We start from the raw sequence: 17,159 nt of genomic DNA, 5'->3' as shown, positions 1-17,159 counted from the left end.
ATGTTTTAAACCATTTCATCACTTCCTAGGGAAAAAGATGTTAATGAAAAACCTTCTTGTTACGCCATTAATTGCCATGTTAATGGGGTGTGCCACAACATCGGGATCATTTGTTAAAAATGAAATAAATTCGGCGTGCATAAGGGGAGACTTCGCAAACTTCTCCTCCTATCTTTCGAAGGGGGAGTCTTTCGTATATATCACTAAAATAGATGGTGTAATAGCATCTAATTCCGCGAGAAAGCAGTGTACCTCTCCAGGGAAACATATTGTTGAGTTTAGAGCGGTTGCAAGGGACGATCGCGAGGTTGTTTATATAGTTGAGGTAGAGCTTGAGAGACAAACAGAATATCAACTAAAAGTGCAGTCTCTAGATGAAAACTGGCGACTAAATTTAGTTGATTTATCGTCCAATACTTTAATTTTAGCTTTTAATTTTAAAAAATAATGGTGTGTCCTTGCCAACAACACTTAACAAGTGTGTCATGTTCGCCGCAAAAAGCGCGGCGGGACAGGCATTCCGCTGGCGCTTCATGCCAGCCCCATACACAAGCGTTAGGCGTCATGAGTGAATCGAAGAAAATGCCTCAAAAAGCATTTAATCCAAATAAAGTTCTATCTGCAGCCACGTTAAATTTTGGCATGCTAGAAATGTCGCTGTTTTCCGTTGCTCGGGCTTATTTGACTAAGGAGTCTTATAGCTACGTCAAGAATCAGTCTTTCACAAACTGCGCCAAAATTATTCAAATCATCGTTAGAGAAAAAGAAATTGTAGATGCGGATGCAAAGATTGAGATACTAGCTGAGGCAATCCAACTATATAAAATTCGGAATAAAATATTCCATAATCCATTGATCCCAATTGTTGGCAGCGATGGGAACCCAGCGACTATAAATCACGGACTACTAAATACAAAATCAGGGCAAGTTTTCGATAACATTGATCTTAAGAAAATCAACGACTCGGCTGTCAAAGCGAATCTCTTAGCAGGAAAAATCGCAGAGATGACAAATGACGCCTAACAAAACAGTCAAGCGGACGTCAGTAAGCATGGTTCGTTTCACTCACAATACCATGCTTACTTCCGTCCGCTTACTGCGGCGTTAGCACTACTAGTAGTCCGAAAATATAGGAAGCACCAATGGATGAATTTGAGGCCGAAGGCTTTCCAGAAGAAGCTCTGGATTTAATTTTCTTCACCTTAGCAATTGAGTCATTTCAGGGAATAATATTTTTAATTGGTTTAGCCATAGTATTGCGCGCATCTTTTGGCATAACAAAAATTGAAAGCTTTCATGGTAGGTGGGTTATATTTTATTGCGTCCTAATTTTTATTGGTACCGGAATCTTAGATCTTATACTGGAGTATTATTTAGACTTCGAAATATATTTCTATGCGGAACCTATTCTTCTAACAATAAATGCAGTCAGTTTTTTTATTGCAGCGATTTACTTTGCTAAGCTGGTAAAATATTTACATGCAAATATTAAAAGTGCTAACAAAGCAATCTAGCCGACCCCGCACGCATCGGCCTAAAAAACAGGCCTCAATGCGCGCACGGGCCGGCTGATTGCGGCGTTAACTGTATATGGATAAAGAGAATTTAACGATAAAGGACGTGATGCTTATCGTAGGGCCGCTAGCGGCTTTTATTGTAGGGATTATTCTACTCGGTAGTGGTTTTCGAACCCTAGGTTTATTTATTATCGTTCCAATAATATGTTTATACATATACGCCTTTTTTAAAATTCCGTGGACTGTAGTGGCGGAAAGAGAAAGAGAGAAAGAAGAGCAGCTAAAAGAAAAAAGGTTTGGTCGTGCTAGGCTAGCCGTAAAGTATTTGTTTAATTATCTAAGTATCGCAATAGGAATTTTTGTACTGTTATTGTTTGCGACCTATGTTTCGGGGTTCTTTAAGTGATAGCAGTTAACAAGGCAAGGCACAGGAAAAAGCAGTTGTTGCGCTTCGCTCCACAACCGTTTTTCCTGTGCTGGCAGCGTTAGGTTTTAAGTATTAATAAGATCGAGGTAAGTATATTGAAGGATAAATTCTGGAATGTAATAAAGGCTACTGGAACATTCATTGCTGTCGTTATTGCCTGTACCCAGTTATGGGATTGGTTTAATGAATCGGCACCTAGGCCCGTGGCAAAATTGTCACATCAAGAATACTATATAGAGCCATCATTTATTACAGAACTCAGGGACTTTTCCTCGAAGCTTCCTGAAGTAAATCAACCACTGTTGGAGCATATTCTAGATGAAATACGTTTTGGGTATGATAAAACAGAAGGCGTATGGCTTATCGATGTAACCAACGAAGGGGGAGTTGTAGCGAACTCAGTAAAGCTAAAAATTCCCAATGCAAAGTCAGTGGCTATTTTCAGAGAGGGACTGCCCGGAGAATATACGGAGCTGAACGAAATTATTGAGCTCGGTGAATTACAGCCTCATGAGTCGCTTTCATTGAGGGCCTGGACGAATAGTGATTTTTATGATGAAGACGATTTCCGCATCACCCACGAAGGTGGTATTGGTACGGTTGTAGTTTTTGAAGATGCAGCACCATTATGGGTTTGGCTCAGCAACAATTGGAAGTTTTTACTTTGGATGACCGTCATAGTAATGCTATTTATAGTTTCTAGAATTAGCTGGGTATCCAAGAAAAAAACTTAGATGAAAATACAGATAAATTAAGCGAGAACAAAACCTAACAAACGCAGCAACCTGAAACAGCAAGCAATGGCCTTGAAAAACAGGCCATTATTACGCTTGCTATTCAGGTTATGCGGGCGTTAGGCATACAACATGAAGCTCGTTGCACTAAAAATTATAGACGTATTAATTGCACTACTTTTTGTCCTTGCTGCTTATACTTCTGCAGATAGACTTATTATGGACATCGACCTAATGTTGGTGGGTATCCTAGCCGGTTTATTTTACCTAGTTATTGCTTTTGGTATCATTCGGCTCATACCATGGACCAAATATCTCGTATATTTTAATTCTGGAGTTGGCCTAATAATTGTTATTGGCACCATAATATTGTCTATCGCAAATGGCTATTTCTATTACCCAGCACTAATCACGTTATTTTTTATTATATTAACGGCCGCATATTGCAACTATAGATTTAAAAGTATCTCATTTAATTCAACCATCGTAAGGGAAGTAACCTATTTTTTTGTTAGCTTGGTAGCTCTAATAGGAGGGCTCTGGATATTCAATTTAGTTTTCCCGCCAGAGTACACTGTAAAAAATTTAACTTCGCCAATAACAATACAGAGAGTACAGTAACTAAAATGCCCAACAAACAAAGCCAACCGACCCTCGAGAGCAATGGCCTTGAAAAGCAGGCCATTAAACGCTCTCGAATCACAGAAATCACAGGGTCAGAGTGATTGATTCGCTAGGGCAACAGAAAAATCAGATTACTCCGACCCTTTGACTATCTAAACTGGAGGAAAGTTATGACTGTAGTTAAAGAAAACGCCAAACAAATAATCAAAGAGTTTGAGGAAGTGATCAAACAAGAAGATTTGGTAGGCGCGAAGCTTAAAGATTACCTGTATAGTCGCGAGTTCGACGGAACATCATTTAAAGATTTATTTTTAAATATGCAAGAGATACAGAGTAAGAAAAGGCAATTGCACAGAAAATTACGAAGTATTCGAAACAATCTCCACTGATAACGGGTTTAGCGAATCAGTCTTAGGAGTATCGCTTGGTTCTTGGTGTTGATTGTCATTCTTAAGCTTGAAAAGCATCTTATATTTCTGTTCGCCGTAAGTACGTAACCCTCAAGAACTGCAAGCTAAAAACATGACAAGAAAAACATTACGTTTTAAAGTAAAACGAAATAAAGATACCGCATCAGTAAAAGAGATAGGCAACGATGACTTGCACGGTGATCCGCAAAAGCGTTTTTTAAATGGCGTTGCCGTTAATCCCTCCCAGTGTATTCGTTTCGAATTAGGTTCGAAGGAGTTTACGGCGCGGGCGATGGATATGATTACGCCAATTGGAATGGGGCAGCGGGGATTGATTGTTGCGCCACCGGGTTGTGGTAAGTCGACCATCTTAAAACATATTTGTCAGGCGGTAGGGAGCGCTTATCCCGAGATAAAACTTTATGCCTTGCTGATTGATGAGCGACCAGAAGAGGTGACGGATTTTAAGCGCAGTGTGCCGGCGGAAGTACACGCTTCATCTTCGGATGAAAGTTATGAGCAACATGTCCGTGTCGCCAATGATCTTCTTGATGTCGCCCGTCAGCAGGCAGGTGAGGGTCATGATGTAATGATAGTCATTGATTCACTCACCCGACTTTCACGTGTGCATAATGCAGAGCGAAAGAGCAGTGGTCGTACCATGTCAGGCGGAGTTGATGCTAGGGCCTTAGAGATACCTCGGAAAATGTTTGGTGCCGCGAGAAAAATTGAGAATGGTGGATCGCTTACTATTCTCGCGACCATACTCGTTGATACTGGTAGCCGCATGGATCAGGTGATTTTTGAAGAGTTCAAGGGCACGGGTAATATGGAAATTGTTTTATCGCGGGAGATTGCGAATCAGCGGATTTTTCCTGCGCTGGATATTGCCAAAAGTAGTACGCGCCGAGAGGAGCTTCTTCTTGATCCAAAGGAAATTGAAAGTGTAAGAGTGTTGCGCAGAGCACTGACCGGTCTTAAACCAATAGAAGGCGCTAAGAAACTAGTTGAGTTACTTGAAAAATTCCCCACCAATGCAGAGCTATTGAAATCATTTAAATTGGAAAGTCCAAGTCGCTGATTTTCAATCGGCCTTTGGTAGTCACTCTACATCCAATGACTCTAATCTTTTTATTTTTTAATCTTCTTGTTTTTTAATCTTCTTATTTTTCGAACACGTCTATGATCAAAACTGATGCCGAAATAAATTTCATGAGGGAGTCCGGTAGGCTTTTATCTCAATTGTTTAACATGTTGGATGGGTTTATTACGGAAGACATGACAACCATGGAAAGCTTTCTGCTCAGTGGGGACATACCGTTTTAGCAACAAAAACCGGCTTTGAAGTATTAACGCTGCGTGAAGAAGAGGCCGTGGGGTAACGAACCGCTTTATTTTTAACAGCATCAATCAGATAATAAATCCCCATATTCATCCACAAGAATTTTCGTAAAAATATCGACGCCGTCATACGAAGAGAGATGAGTCGTATCCCGAAAATGTTCCGGGGTGATGGCGGGGTGGGTTTGGAAATTCCTCAAGCTTGCTCCGGTTCGCGTACCGATATTGTTAAAGAGATTATCTAAACGTGCTTGTACCTCAGGAGAATATTGCACCCAATCGGTATTTCTTGGCAGCATAACCACTTCTACGTGATCGCTGAAGGCTTGAAAGTTTTCGACAATATTAATAAATGATTCGATTAGTGCATCGTCAAATCCTAATTCTAGAATATCCGAAGTGTTAATTCGTCTTACCAAATCAGCTTCCATAAAGCCTCGATAGCGAAAGCTATGCATGAGGTTGTCCAAATGAACGAGCGATTGATCAGATAGATGAGTTTTATTTAATCTAGCTCCACGTGTCGCGGGATCCCAACCAAGGTTTTCGCGATTGGGAACGTCTTTTGCGAAGCTTGAATAGAACAGGTCTTCTAGCTCAGATCTTTTTTGTCGTTCATCTTTATATTCAGCGCTTTGTAGAACGGGCGAATCATCGCTATTTATCATACTCGGGATTGCGGTAAATAGTTCCGCTGAAACCCCTCGCCGTAAATACCGAATAGTAAACAAGCGAATGCCCATAGTGGGATCTTGGAGTGTGTGCTGCCACAGTTCCTTATTGTTGGATAAGACAGCAATATTTTGTTCGTCGATGGCTTTAGTTGATATTTTTCGCACAGTGGTAGTTTGAAACGGATTAAATTCAATAATAGCGAGATCAAGTTTTTTATCTTGGGAGATGAATTGTTCTTTGATGCGCCGCGAGATTAAATCCTGAAATTCTGGATTCATGTTGCCGATGCCATAGTTATAACTAACAACATCATTGTTTTTATCTTCCATCAGCTCATCAAAAAGCAAAGGGTCAAAACCTGCTTGGACCATTGATGATCCGAACACAATAACTTTCTTTTTCTCAGGGTGTTCAGCAACTAGCAAGGGTAGGTAATCAAGTTGTTGTAGAACTCGATCATAGATACGGGCGCCAGCTCCTTCTAAGAATATCCAAACGAGCTGGTAAAGAAGAACTACACCGCCAAAAATGAGTATACCTGCGACCCCAGTTTTTAAGTTGACTTTAGTTGCAGTTTGAGTGAGATCGGATTTTTCGTTGTGTGTGTCGTTAGTCATGAGAATTTCTGCCGATCAGAATTGAAAGTAGATGAAAGCATCGCTCGGTGCTCCCACGGTAAAACAAATTAAGTTGATAAAGAACAATAAGGGCCATAGTAACCAGCGTTTATTCTCAATTTTTTCACCCCAACGAAGCACCACGTAATCAAATAAATGCATGACCAGCAATGCGACGGTTACAAGTATTGTGTAGAGACCAATAGTTGAATCTGGAAGAGCAGTGGACGAAAGACCATGCATATCTTGAATAATACTAAACGCAGAGTCGATATTTAGCGCTCTGAAAAATACCCAGCCAATTAATACTAAATAGAATGTGATTCCCCATTTAATGAGGCGGAAGAAGAAATTCTTGGATGCGACAAACCAAGTTAAACCCGGTACCGAGGATAAGTAGTGTGTGGCGACGATGATGAGACCATGAAAAAATCCCCAGATTACAAATGTCCAAGCCGCGCCATGCCATAAGCCACCTAGTAGCATTGTAATGAAAATATTTCTGTAGCGATTGTTCCTGTTGCCGCCTAGGCTGATGTACAAATAATCCCGCAGCCAAGATGAAAGTGAAATGTGCCAACGACGCCAAAAATCGACAGGCGAAGAGGCGAAGTAGGGCAAGCGGAAGTTGATAGGTATTTTAAATCCTAAAAGCAAAGCGATACCGATCGCCATATCCGTATAGCCGGAGAAGTCCCCATAGATTTGGCCAGCAAAAGCGAGAACACCCGTCCACGTATCGAGTATGCTCACCGCAGCGTCGCTATTAAAAACCCTATCAACATGACCCGCGAGTAAGTCTGCGAGTGTCTTCTTAAATAAGCCCGCTGTAATAAGTACAAAGCCGTGCTTCGCGCCAGACCATGTCGGCACGGGTATTTTCTCTAATTGCGGCAGTATTTGTTTTGCCCGTAGTATTGGTCCTGCGACGAGTTGCGGGAAAAACGACAGTGCCGTCGCAAAGCTTAACAAGCCTTTGCGTGGTTTCATCTCGCCACGATACACATCGATTGTGTAGCTCATGCTTTGGAAAGTATAAAAAGATATGCCCAAAGGTAAAACAATATTGAGTAAAGTGGGCGAGCTTTCGTAGCCAAAAAAACCGACAAGATCGCTGAATGATTGAATTGCAAAATCTGCGTATTTGAATATAGCGAGCACGCCTAGGTTGGCGATTATGGACAAGCTTAACAGGAGCTTTTTTCTTCGTTGGTCTTTTGCGTCGTGGATCAAAATCGCTAGGAAATAATCGACTACTGCGCTAAAGACTAAGAGTGGAATAAAACGGTAGTTCCATCCTGCATAAAATACCATGCTAGCAACAAAAATAAGTAAAACGCGAGGCATTCTTCTTAAGAATACAAAGCTGTAGAGTAAGAAGAATGCCGAAAAAAATAAAAAGAATATAGGCGTGTTAAATACCATCGCTATGGTCCTGCCCGAGTTTGTTATTGTTTTTTAAGTACGCGTTATCGCGTGCTATTACTTGGGAGGATAGTAGTCCTAATTAGGATGGTTGTAGATAGTATCTAAAGCGCGAGATTAACATCTTTACATTTTCTAACGGCGCAAAATTTTCGCTAATAGTGGTTTAAGAGAACTGGACGCGGCAATTGTCAATGACTGAATTAACTTTCAATGCTTGGCGTATGCCTTATAATTGCGCCTCACATTGCCACCGAAACAAAGATTCTGGATCAGGCCAACTATGAACGAAGTGATGATTACCAAGGAACCCACGGAGCTATATAAAATTTTGAAATTCGAAGGGCTAGCTTCTTCCGGCGCGGAGGCTAAGCAAGTCATCAGTGAAGGGTTGGTAAAAGTGAATGGGGAAGTGGAAATTCGAAAGCGACGGAAGATAGTGGGGGGAGATGAGATAGCGTTTTCTGATGCGGTCATTAAAATTGTCTACGCTGGATCAGACGCATAATATTTTTTGCAAGCTAATATTATTCTACCTTGATCACTATTTTCCCGCACTGGCTAGACTCTCCAAATCGTCGCATTGCTTCAGGTGTTTCATTGAGTGAATAAATCTTATCGATGACGGGCTTAGCGTTACCGGAATCGAATAATCTAATCATCTCATCTAGCCCTTTATTAGTTTTTAGAAAAAGTATACGAATATTTTTGCCTTGAGTTATTTTTATCCATTTTCCGATTAACAGCGCTTGAAGTAATGGCTTTGTGTTTCCGCCAACCGTGACGTATGTACCACCCGGTTTTAACGATTGCGCAATGTCGTATATCGATCGATTAGTTTTTACATCATAAATTAGATCAAATTGTTTTTTGTTTTTAGTGAAATCCTCTGTCGTGTAATCGATAACATGGTCTGCACCAAGGGCTTTCATGGCCTCAAGTTTTTTCGTGTGATCAACGGCGGTTACCAGTGCACCTTCGGACTTGGCGATTTGTATTGCAAATGTTCCGGCGCCGCCACCTCCGCCGTTGATTAGAACGTCCTGTCCGGACGAAATACGCCCTTCATCATACAGTCCCTGCAGGGCTAGCAACCCCGCTTGAGGGATCGCGGCCGCTTGTTCAAAGCTCATTGTCGTTGGTTTTAAACTCAACACTTGTTCCGTTGCGCAGACATATTCCGCGAAACCTCCCCAAGTGGTAGATAAATCACCAAACACTTCATCACCCACTTTAAACTTGGTAACTGATGATCCGATTTGTTCAATCACACCCGCGACATCGGAACCGAGTATTTGTTTTTTTGGTTTGGATAAGCCATAGCTCATACGGTTTATAAACGGCTTGCCATGAAGTAAGCCCCAGTCCCAATCATTAATCGAAACGGAATGGACCTTTATAAGAACTTCATTTGGTTTTGGTGCAGATTTTGCGACCTCCTTTAATTCCAAAACATTGGGAGAACCATATTTTTCATAGATTACGGCGCGCATTAACTTAACCCTGGCTTGAGCGTAAATTTATCCCAATTAATCTTCAGTAAATCGGCGTGCATTTTCCAAGTCGCAGGGGAGGGCCTCGTATTCAATATCGGGGCGATAGGCCCACTCTACGTTTCCGCCACTCAGTGGCTCGTCAAGATATTCTGGATCATCAAGGATGAAGCTATAAATCAAGCGAGCGTTTTGCTTATCTAAGCTTAAGCGTTCTTGTAGATGTTTTTGTGAACCTGAGCTAACGCCGCCTGCATTTCCAGAACGATGGCTTAAAAAATGCGTCGTATCGATAATAAGTGTGTCTCCTTCAAAATGTCCTATGGAGTGACCGAGATTTGATTCTTTTCCATTGTCATGATTCTTTTCGTTTAGATAAATCGTTCGCTCCGTAGCGTCAAATTCACCACGAATCGTTACCGTATTATCACCGACGTCGATAAACTTTATATCCGGAGTCCACATCTGCATTGGTGGTGGGTTTGCGACACAGTTTATTGCTGGGCTGTCTTTCGCTTCTACAAAACTCGCTCGTACTTCACGGCCTTTTTCACTTAAAGGCAAGCTTGTAGGGTTCATGAATTTCATCATTAGTTGCATGTCGAGTTTTGTTACCCAGGTACCATCGAATCCGCTAGGAACGTGTTTATCTGTGCTCTCAGCTTGGCTCAGTGAATTCATAACCGCTGCCATTTTCATATCGATGACGGATTCATCCGGTTTTTCCAATGATTCCAACAACAACGTTTTACGCTCTGGGTTTTTTCCAGGACTACCGTTTACTTTTATTTCGTCACCTACTTTTACGGTTTTCCTGGTCCAGCCCATTCGACGTAAAATAGCGGGTGGTTGCCCCTCTACTGACCAAGTGATTTTTTCGCCAGAGTCGAGTTCTTCCTCAACAAATAAATATACGTGCGGGTTGTGCCACTCGTATTTGACAATCGTTCCTTCAATAGAAACTTTGTTGGTTTCGTCATAATTGGTATTGGCATGATGGGCGGAAGCGCTCGCGCTACAAAATAAAATTGCGATAGTTGGTAGCGTAAAATTACGTCTAAACCTAGATGTCTTCATTGTCTTTCTCCCTTGTGATGCTTCCGACGCGAATGAGAAGTGAGTCTTGTTGTCATCAATGCTAGCCGTGACGCAATATCTTAAATCTTGATGCCCAAGAAACATTGCAAAGAAGTGTATATTTACCGCGCATATGTGAAAGACAGTTGGCCGGAGTAGCGATGAAAATAGAAGGAGGAGGGCTGGCTCGATCGCCTAGTTATTGCGAATAGACAGTAAAGCCGATATTCGAGTCTGAGTTAATTACTATAGATAGCGAGAAGTTTTTTGGTGCTAGGGTCAAAGCCAAGTAGCACCAAGTGCTGAACATCTTCCTGTTCACGATAGAACCCGACGAGCTCTAGATTACTCCAATTGTGCTCAATACCTAGTAGCTCTCGACGATACAATTTTTCTTTATGTTTTAGAAGTTTGGGCTGAGTACCTTCAATAAAAAGCGTTTCAGCCAACAAAATCAATCCTTTTTGATTGTTCAGGTTATTTAAGATTTTGGAGTCGGACTTAGTCACAAGGACTAGATCAGTTTCGCTCTCCGTTGCCTCCCATTGTTGTTCGCGAATGGTTAGGGAGCTACCAACTAAATTGGCTAAGGTCTCAGTATCTTGATTGTTGAGGGCAATTCTAAGCTCTAAGGCCTGAGTTAAAAAAATATCTTCATGTTGATTAGAACACGACGTTAAGGATGCCAACGCACTAAATAAGATGATGAGGAAAAGCTTATAGGAATTCGCCACAGTATCCTTAAGTAATGGAGTATTTAGCGGCGATAATTTTACCTGAACGGCATTAGACCCTAGCGAAAATATTAGTGATTTAATTCACGGATTTAGAATCTATTTCAAGACAAATCTTTATTGGTTCTGAGAGGCGGATAGTAAAAGCGCACTTAGAGATAAGACGACATTAGAGGAGGAGGTTTTGATCGACGCTACCAATTCATAGCTATACATTTCTTTGTTCATCAGCAATCGGAATATAACGAATTCAGGAACACCGGACATAAAAGCTGCATTTGTTTTTGCCATTATTCTTTCTTCATAAATACCTACTGGTTATAGGTAGGGCAATCGAGATTTCAGGATTTCTGTCGATTTACTTGTGTGCGAAGCGTTCTAGCTAAGCTTTGCCAAACGATAATTGACTCTTATTTACGCGTTTTGCACTTTGGAGTTCTTGAAAGCCCGCATCAATACTGCTACTTTTGGTCAGACCAAGATGGTCATACCAGATCTAATCGCTTACCGGATGTTTCTCCAGCCTATGTCAGCAAATACGACTCTTAGTCAGGACTTAGCCTCAACGCTACGTACTGAAATCCTGCGTGATCGCTATCATGCGGGGGATCGCCTGCCTTCGGAAAGGGAGCTTTCCGTACGTTTTGGCATTAACCGCGGGGCAGTTCGCGAGGCGCTAAAGCAACTTGAACAGCTCGGAATTATTTCTATTCAACCGGGTGGTGCCCGGGTAAAACCGAAGGAAGAGGCGACCTTAGAAATATTGGGTCACATTATGACTCTCAACGAATATCCTGATCCGAATTTAGTAGATCAGTTTCTACTGGTGTTTAAAGCTTTGATGTTGTTGAGTGCAAAAAACGCGGTTCAGAATGCAAACGAAGATCAATTAAAGTCCATCGCTGAGCTGATTGAAAATGTCAAAAAAGAAATAAGTTCTGACGAACCCTTACACGAAGCGTGGTCAGATTTTTTTATGTATATCTTGGTCATTAGCGATAATTTGGTCCTCCGCTTGGTTATGAATGGTTTAAAAAATCAGTTTTTGCAACGCATGATGAATTTTGAAGTTAAACCAACATTTGATGCGGTAAAAATGCGGGCCATCGCATTGAAACTTGAAGAGGCATTTCAGGAAAAAGATGCTGCAAAAGTGGAGTTAGCAGTGACTGATTATTTTGAACAAATGAGAAACGTGATCAGTGAATTACTCGCAAGCGTGAAAGGTAAAAAGGTTTAAGGTTTTTTTCTTTTGTAGGAAATGTACTTCGTGTTCCTGCGACTAGTTGTTATCAAAGGATAGTTTTATGAAAAAAGTGTTATTACCGGTTGGAATACTGGGTGTTGCTACTTTGCTATGCGTTATTCTCGTCCTCACCAAACCTTCTATTGATGAGAAACCAGCAGAGCAGGCTTTACCAACGATTCGCATCACCACGGTAGAAAACCAAACCGTGACGCTGAATGTTAGCTCCAGAGGAAAAGTTCAGCCCGCGATCGTTTCGGAATTATCAGCTTTTGTTGGTGGCCCGGTTGTGTGGATCTCGCCGGCTCTGGTCGCTGGTGGGTATTTTAATAAAGGCGAAGTTGCTTTGCGAATCGAGCCTAGTGATTTTCAGACGGCCTTAGAACGCAGTAATGCCTCAAAATTACAAGCAGAAGCGGAAGCGAAACATGCAACCACTGAACTGCGGCGAGTTTCTGACTTAGCAGACCGGGGACTTACGAGCGATTCAAATTTGCAAGATGCGAAACGATTAGCTGATGTTGCTAATGCCAGACTACTTGATGCGGAAGCAGGTTTTAATCAAGCAAAATTAAATTTGTCGCGAACAGAAATAAAAGTACCGTTTAATTCCATAGTCAGCGCTAGAAAGATCGAGCTAGGACAATTCGTTTCTACCGGTCAGTCAGTCGCCGAGGTTTACGGTGCCGATGTGGTCGAAGTGAAGCTTCCCCTGGCAAATCGACAACTGGGTTTTTTAGATCTACCCGAAAAATTTAGTAGTAAGGAAAGTGAAGCACCGAAAGTGTTACTAAAAGGAAATTATGCCGGTAGTGAGCATGTTTGGCATGGGACATTGGTTCGAACTGAGGCTGGTATTGATGCGTCCAATAATACGGTGCAAGCGATTGTTCAGGTGCACAAAAATGCTGCGCTTGGTAATTCTTCATCGGAATTGAATCTGGTTAGTGAAAATACTCAGCAAGAGTTAAGTCCCCTGGAAGCGCCAATCAATACCGAGATAAGCGAAGATCTTGCACACGTATTGGTAGATGATGAAACAGAAATTAGTTTGCCCTTTGGTTTATTTGTTCAGGCCGAAATAACAGGACGTACCATTGAAAATGTTATTTCCCTACCCAGACATGTGATAAGAAACAATAATCAAGTGCTTGTCGTGAGCAATGACAACACCTTGCATTTTCGAGAAGTTGAAATCTTACGTATGGATAATGAACGGGTTCTGATTCAAGGCGGGTTAAGGTCTGGTGAGAGAGTGTGTTTATCTCCAATTCAAGCTGTCGTTGATGGCATGAAAGTTAATCCCGTCAATCATTGAAATATTTTCATTTGTAAAACTACATACGAATTCGGAACTGAATTTAATGAAAACAGTAATATCTTGGTTTATCAAAAATCCTGTCGCGTCAAACTTGTTGATGATGATTTTCTTGGTCAGTGGCAGTGTAACTTTTATGACGCTGAATCAAGAAGAGTTTCCCAACGTAGAGATGGGAATGATTCAAATTTCGGTGCCGTATTTGGGAGCCTCGCCAGAAGAAGCAGAGCAGGCAGTTTGTTTGAGAATCGAAGAAGCTTTACAGAGCACTAATAACATAGAGCGTATTACCAGTACCGCCTCTGAAGGTCGCTGTTCCGTTTCGGTAGAAGTGGCTCAAGGCGCTGACATAAATCGCGTATTAAACGATGTCAAAGGTGATGTCGATGGCATTTCAACGTTTCCTGCGGAAACTGAAAAACCTATTGTTTCTTCAATGATCCCAACTGCCGGTGTTATTTCTTTAGCGCTGAGTGGTGAGACCGACGATGCCAGTCTAAAAACGATTGCCGAGAATATTCGCCAAGATCTCATCGATATCAACGGGATATCGCAAGTAGAAGTTAATTATTTAAGACCTTTCGAAATTTCAATCGAAGTCTCAGAAATTACTTTGCGGCAATATAATTTAACCTTGGATCAAATCTCAAGTGCTATTCGTGCCTCATCTATGGACATGCCTGGCGGCACAATTAAAACAGAAAGCGGTGAAATTTTATTGCGCAGCTTGGGTCAGGTTTATGAAGGTAAAGATTACGAAGATATCGTTATTCGATCACTACCTGACGGATCGCAAATTAAATTAAAAGACGTCGCCACGGTTAAAGATGGGTTTCAAGAAGGTTATCTCGATGCGAAAGTTAATGGCCGTAATAGCGCCTTAATCGAGGTTTTAAAAGTCGGTGATGAAGACATCATCACCTCCGCTGAAGCAGTAAAGGCCTATATGGCGAGAATACAGTCGACATTACCGCCGGGTGTTGAGCTAACTGTTTCAACCGATAGCGCAAAAGCGTTAAAAGAGCGAATCAATACGGTTTCTTGGAATGCTTATACGGGCTTATTGTTGGTGCTCGTGTTACTTGCTTTGTTTTTGCGCTTCAAATTAGCGATCTGGGTGGCCGCTGGTATTCCCATAGCAATCTTTGGCGCGGTGAGTATTTTTCCTTCCTTGGGTATCGCCATTAGTAGTATGACGGTGATGGCGTTTATTTTGGTGTTGGGCATTGTGGTAGACGATGCGATTGTTGTTGGTGAGCGAATCCACGCCTATGAGAAAAAAGGATTCTCAATGACTGAGGCCGCGATTCAAGGAACGCTGGATGTTTCAGTGCCGGTAATCTTTGGTGTCTTCACAACTATTGCCGCATTTTTACCAATTTTATTGCTTGGCGGTCCGATGGGGGCATTTTTTAATGTTATCGGTGGCGTCGTCGTTTTGTGTCTTATCGCGAGTTTAGTTGAGGCGCAACTTATTTTGCCTTCGCATCTAGCTCATCGAAAAATGACTGGGTACATGTTTGAGAAATCGAAGTTCGTTGAAAAGTGGCAGCAGATGCAAAGTAAAATTGCGCGCTCACTCGAATATTTCGCGGAACACTATTACCAAGGTTTTTTAAAAGTAGTACTACATAATCGATATGCTGCGTGGGCCACGGCAACTGCGGTAATAATGTTAACCTTAACATTAGTGATAAGTGGTCGTGTTGTGTTTCAATTTTTACCAGCAGTTGAAGGTGATGTGATTTATGCAAGCGTACAAATGCCTGAAGGTGTCGCTGCAAATATTACCGAGGCTGCGGTTAATCAAATTGAACAAGCGGCAATTGAACTAACCAATGAATTAGAAGCAGAACTCGCTGAGTTGAAAGATAGAAATAAACTACCTGATTCAACAATGAGTTCAGTTAATCATATGCTCACGGTGATTGGCCAACGTGCGGCGCGAAATAATGGCCCGCGTTCAGGTGGTGGAGCAGGGGGGAGCCACATTGGCGAAGTTGTTCTGATGTTGAATCCATTTTTTGATCGCGGTGAAATAAGCTCAAACGATATCCGTGATCGTTGGCGAGAAAAAGTAGGGTATGTTCCAGACGCTCTCGAATTAAGCTTCGTATCGGATACTTTTTCTGCCGGGGACTCGCTAAATTTTCGAATGGAAGGTCGCAACGAAGAGAATTTAAAACTAGCGGCGAGTGAGCTACGTGCAGAATTGAATACGATTCCCGGCGTGTTTGACATAACTGATTCTTTTCGCGCTGGCAAGCAAGAAGCTCAAATAGAATTGTTAGATGAAGGAAAATTTCTCGGTTTAACTTTAGATAATATTGCTCGGCAAGTACGTCAGGCATTTTATGGCGCGGAAGCGCAACGGATTCAACGTGGACGCGATGATATTCGCGTCATGGTTCGTTATCCCGAGAGTGAGCGGCAATCACTAGGCAATCTTGAAGATTTATTAATACGCACACCCGATGGCTCGGAAGTTCCTTTTGCCAGTGTAGCGAAGATGTCGTTAGGGAACGGGTATTCAAGCATTAATCGTCGTGACGGTAGACGAGTTATCACCGTGCGCGGAGATGTTGATCGGAGTGTAGTAAAACCAGAAGAGATCCAGTCCGCGGTAAGAGCCAAATTTTCAAAAGCGTGGCGAGACAAGTATCAAGTTCGTTTTGCAATTGGTGGAGAAGGTGAACAAAGAATGCGTTCGATGAGCGGTTTGTTTTCCACCTTTCCATTGGCAATGCTGATTGTCTATGCGTTGTTAGCGATCCCTCTAAAATCTTACTTGCAACCATTGATAATAATGAGTGCAATTCCCTTTGGTGCAATTGGCGCTATTTTTGGCCATTTCATTATGGGTGTGGATTTAGTTTTCTTTTCTATGCTCGGAATAATTGCTTTGAGTGGGGTAGTGGTTAACGCAAGCCTCGTATTGGTGGTTTATATCAATCGTAATATTGCGGAAGGCGTCGATCTCAAAGAAGCTGTGTTACAAGCAGGTACGGTGCGTTTTAGGCCAATATTTTTAACATCCATAACGACCTTTATGGGTTTGGTGCCCTTGATGGTAACGGCAAGCCCTGCAACGTTTTTTATTGTTCCGATGGCGATATCACTTTCATTCGGTGTTTTATTTGCAACAGCGATTACGCTTTTCTTAATCCCGAGTCTGTATATGATCCTCGATGACTTTACCGGAAATAAGATTGCTGAACGCATAAGAGAACAAAGCGTGCGTGATGGTTCAATTCCTGCCTGAAAAAATAGCGCAAGAAATATATAGTATTGGGAGTTGAAAAATTTTCGATTAGCTAGAGTTTTATAAAACGTGGGGCAAACATAATTGTTACCCCACAAAAAAACAGAAGCCAAGGATTCGTGAACATGTAGGGGAAAAATATTAGCGCGATTCCGGTAAAACGCACGACAGCATTGTTTTTTTTCTTGCCATAGGCGAAGTACATGATTCCTATGAACCCAAAAAACAATCCCCACAATAGAATAGTTCCGACAGGCAT

17 protein-coding genes are annotated in these 17,159 nt (G+C 41.8%); 11 read left to right on the top strand and 6 right to left on the bottom strand.

From position 1 onward, the window contains the following. The 7 genes from ACYUCY_RS18090 to rho form a co-directional block, all read left to right on the top strand. The coding region (locus ACYUCY_RS18090) for a hypothetical protein (RefSeq protein ID WP_460227942.1) at positions 1-448 on the top strand (448 nt) is incomplete at its 5' end. A 134-nt stretch (positions 449-582) separates the two neighbouring features. After that, entirely contained in the window at positions 583-1,023 is a 441-nt protein-coding gene (locus ACYUCY_RS18085) for a hypothetical protein (protein ID WP_460227941.1), read from the top strand. 119 nt (positions 1,024-1,142) lie between these two features. Continuing rightward, a complete protein-coding gene (locus ACYUCY_RS18080) occupies positions 1,143-1,514 on the top strand; it encodes a hypothetical protein (protein ID WP_460227940.1) in 372 nt (123 codons plus the stop codon). A gap of 76 nt (positions 1,515-1,590) precedes the next feature. Continuing rightward, the gene (locus ACYUCY_RS18075; RefSeq protein WP_460227939.1) at positions 1,591-1,923 is read left to right on the top strand and encodes a hypothetical protein; all 333 of its coding nucleotides are present in this window, start codon (positions 1,591-1,593) and stop codon (positions 1,921-1,923) included. Positions 1,924-2,039: 116 nt separating this feature from the next. Further along, entirely contained in the window at positions 2,040-2,678 is a 639-nt protein-coding gene (locus tag ACYUCY_RS18070) for a hypothetical protein (protein WP_460227938.1), read from the top strand. 794 nt (positions 2,679-3,472) lie between these two features. After that, positions 3,473-3,691 carry a hypothetical protein gene (locus ACYUCY_RS18065; RefSeq protein ID WP_460227937.1) on the top strand — a complete coding sequence of 73 codons (219 nt, stop codon included), beginning with the start codon at positions 3,473-3,475 and terminating at the stop codon, positions 3,689-3,691. Positions 3,692-3,824: 133 nt separating this feature from the next. Next, positions 3,825-4,793 (top strand): transcription termination factor Rho, encoded by a 969-nt coding sequence (rho, locus tag ACYUCY_RS18060; RefSeq protein ID WP_460227936.1) that lies wholly within the window; start codon positions 3,825-3,827, stop codon positions 4,791-4,793. Positions 4,794-5,118: 325 nt separating this feature from the next. Here the strand turns inward: rho and ACYUCY_RS18055 are convergent, their stop codons facing one another. Then, positions 5,119-6,345, bottom strand: coding sequence for a hypothetical protein (locus ACYUCY_RS18055; protein WP_460227935.1), 1,227 nt, complete (start codon positions 6,343-6,345; stop codon positions 5,119-5,121). Between the two features lie 15 nt (positions 6,346-6,360). Then, a complete protein-coding gene (locus ACYUCY_RS18050; protein WP_460227934.1) occupies positions 6,361-7,770 on the bottom strand; it encodes an MBOAT family O-acyltransferase in 1,410 nt (469 codons plus the stop codon). 283 nt (positions 7,771-8,053) lie between these two features. On the opposite strand from ACYUCY_RS18050, the gene ACYUCY_RS18045 reads away from it, so the two are divergent. Further along, entirely contained in the window at positions 8,054-8,278 is a 225-nt protein-coding gene (locus ACYUCY_RS18045; RefSeq protein ID WP_460227933.1) for an RNA-binding S4 domain-containing protein, read from the top strand. A 19-nt stretch (positions 8,279-8,297) separates the two neighbouring features. On the opposite strand, the gene ACYUCY_RS18040 is transcribed toward ACYUCY_RS18045, so the two are convergent. The 4 genes from ACYUCY_RS18040 to ACYUCY_RS18025 all read right to left on the bottom strand — a co-directional run bounded on the left by ACYUCY_RS18040 (position 8,298) and on the right by ACYUCY_RS18025 (position 11,365). Next, complete coding sequence (locus ACYUCY_RS18040; protein WP_460227932.1) at positions 8,298-9,263, bottom strand: NAD(P)-dependent alcohol dehydrogenase; 966 nt, start codon at positions 9,261-9,263, stop codon at positions 8,298-8,300. Positions 9,264-9,299: 36 nt separating this feature from the next. After that, on the bottom strand, positions 9,300-10,340 hold the full coding sequence (locus ACYUCY_RS18035) for a DUF6152 family protein (protein WP_460227931.1): 1,041 nt from the start codon (positions 10,338-10,340) through the stop codon (positions 9,300-9,302). A 239-nt stretch (positions 10,341-10,579) separates the two neighbouring features. Continuing rightward, positions 10,580-11,074 (bottom strand): hypothetical protein, encoded by a 495-nt coding sequence (locus ACYUCY_RS18030; protein WP_460227930.1) that lies wholly within the window; start codon positions 11,072-11,074, stop codon positions 10,580-10,582. A gap of 117 nt (positions 11,075-11,191) precedes the next feature. Further along, positions 11,192-11,365: a hypothetical protein gene (locus tag ACYUCY_RS18025; protein ID WP_460227929.1), complete on the bottom strand. Its 174-nt coding sequence runs from the start codon at positions 11,363-11,365 to the stop codon at positions 11,192-11,194. Positions 11,366-11,513: 148 nt separating this feature from the next. Between ACYUCY_RS18025 and ACYUCY_RS18020 the strand changes: the two genes are divergently transcribed. The 3 genes from ACYUCY_RS18020 to ACYUCY_RS18010 all read left to right on the top strand — a co-directional run bounded on the left by ACYUCY_RS18020 (position 11,514) and on the right by ACYUCY_RS18010 (position 16,900). Next, positions 11,514-12,314 (top strand): FadR/GntR family transcriptional regulator, encoded by an 801-nt coding sequence (locus tag ACYUCY_RS18020; protein WP_460227928.1) that lies wholly within the window; start codon positions 11,514-11,516, stop codon positions 12,312-12,314. Positions 12,315-12,381: 67 nt separating this feature from the next. Then, positions 12,382-13,638: an efflux RND transporter periplasmic adaptor subunit gene (locus ACYUCY_RS18015; protein ID WP_460227927.1), complete on the top strand. Its 1,257-nt coding sequence runs from the start codon at positions 12,382-12,384 to the stop codon at positions 13,636-13,638. A 46-nt stretch (positions 13,639-13,684) separates the two neighbouring features. After that, positions 13,685-16,900, top strand: coding sequence for an efflux RND transporter permease subunit (locus tag ACYUCY_RS18010; protein ID WP_460227926.1), 3,216 nt, complete (start codon positions 13,685-13,687; stop codon positions 16,898-16,900). Positions 16,901-17,159: the final 259 nt, after the last annotated feature.

Source organism: Aurantivibrio infirmus (assembly GCF_054767315.1).
This window is presented reverse-complemented; position numbering and strand designations above follow the sequence as displayed.

Coding starts and splice junctions, on each gene's coding strand:
- ACYUCY_RS18065 (WP_460227937.1), top strand. CDS start 3,473: ATGACTGTAGTTAAAGAAAACGCCAAACAAATAATCAAAGAGTTTGAG.
- ACYUCY_RS18050 (WP_460227934.1), bottom strand. CDS start 7,770: ATGGTATTTAACACGCCTATATTCTTTTTATTTTTTTCGGCATTCTTC.
- ACYUCY_RS18045 (WP_460227933.1), top strand. CDS start 8,054: ATGAACGAAGTGATGATTACCAAGGAACCCACGGAGCTATATAAAATT.
- ACYUCY_RS18035 (WP_460227931.1), bottom strand. CDS start 10,340: ATGAAGACATCTAGGTTTAGACGTAATTTTACGCTACCAACTATCGCA.
- ACYUCY_RS18080 (WP_460227940.1), top strand. CDS start 1,143: ATGGATGAATTTGAGGCCGAAGGCTTTCCAGAAGAAGCTCTGGATTTA.
- rho (WP_460227936.1), top strand. CDS start 3,825: ATGACAAGAAAAACATTACGTTTTAAAGTAAAACGAAATAAAGATACC.
- ACYUCY_RS18055 (WP_460227935.1), bottom strand. CDS start 6,345: ATGACTAACGACACACACAACGAAAAATCCGATCTCACTCAAACTGCA.
- ACYUCY_RS18085 (WP_460227941.1), top strand. CDS start 583: ATGCCTCAAAAAGCATTTAATCCAAATAAAGTTCTATCTGCAGCCACG.
- ACYUCY_RS18040 (WP_460227932.1), bottom strand. CDS start 9,263: ATGCGCGCCGTAATCTATGAAAAATATGGTTCTCCCAATGTTTTGGAA.
- ACYUCY_RS18075 (WP_460227939.1), top strand. CDS start 1,591: ATGGATAAAGAGAATTTAACGATAAAGGACGTGATGCTTATCGTAGGG.
- ACYUCY_RS18010 (WP_460227926.1), top strand. CDS start 13,685: ATGAAAACAGTAATATCTTGGTTTATCAAAAATCCTGTCGCGTCAAAC.
- ACYUCY_RS18025 (WP_460227929.1), bottom strand. CDS start 11,365: ATGGCAAAAACAAATGCAGCTTTTATGTCCGGTGTTCCTGAATTCGTT.
- ACYUCY_RS18015 (WP_460227927.1), top strand. CDS start 12,382: ATGAAAAAAGTGTTATTACCGGTTGGAATACTGGGTGTTGCTACTTTG.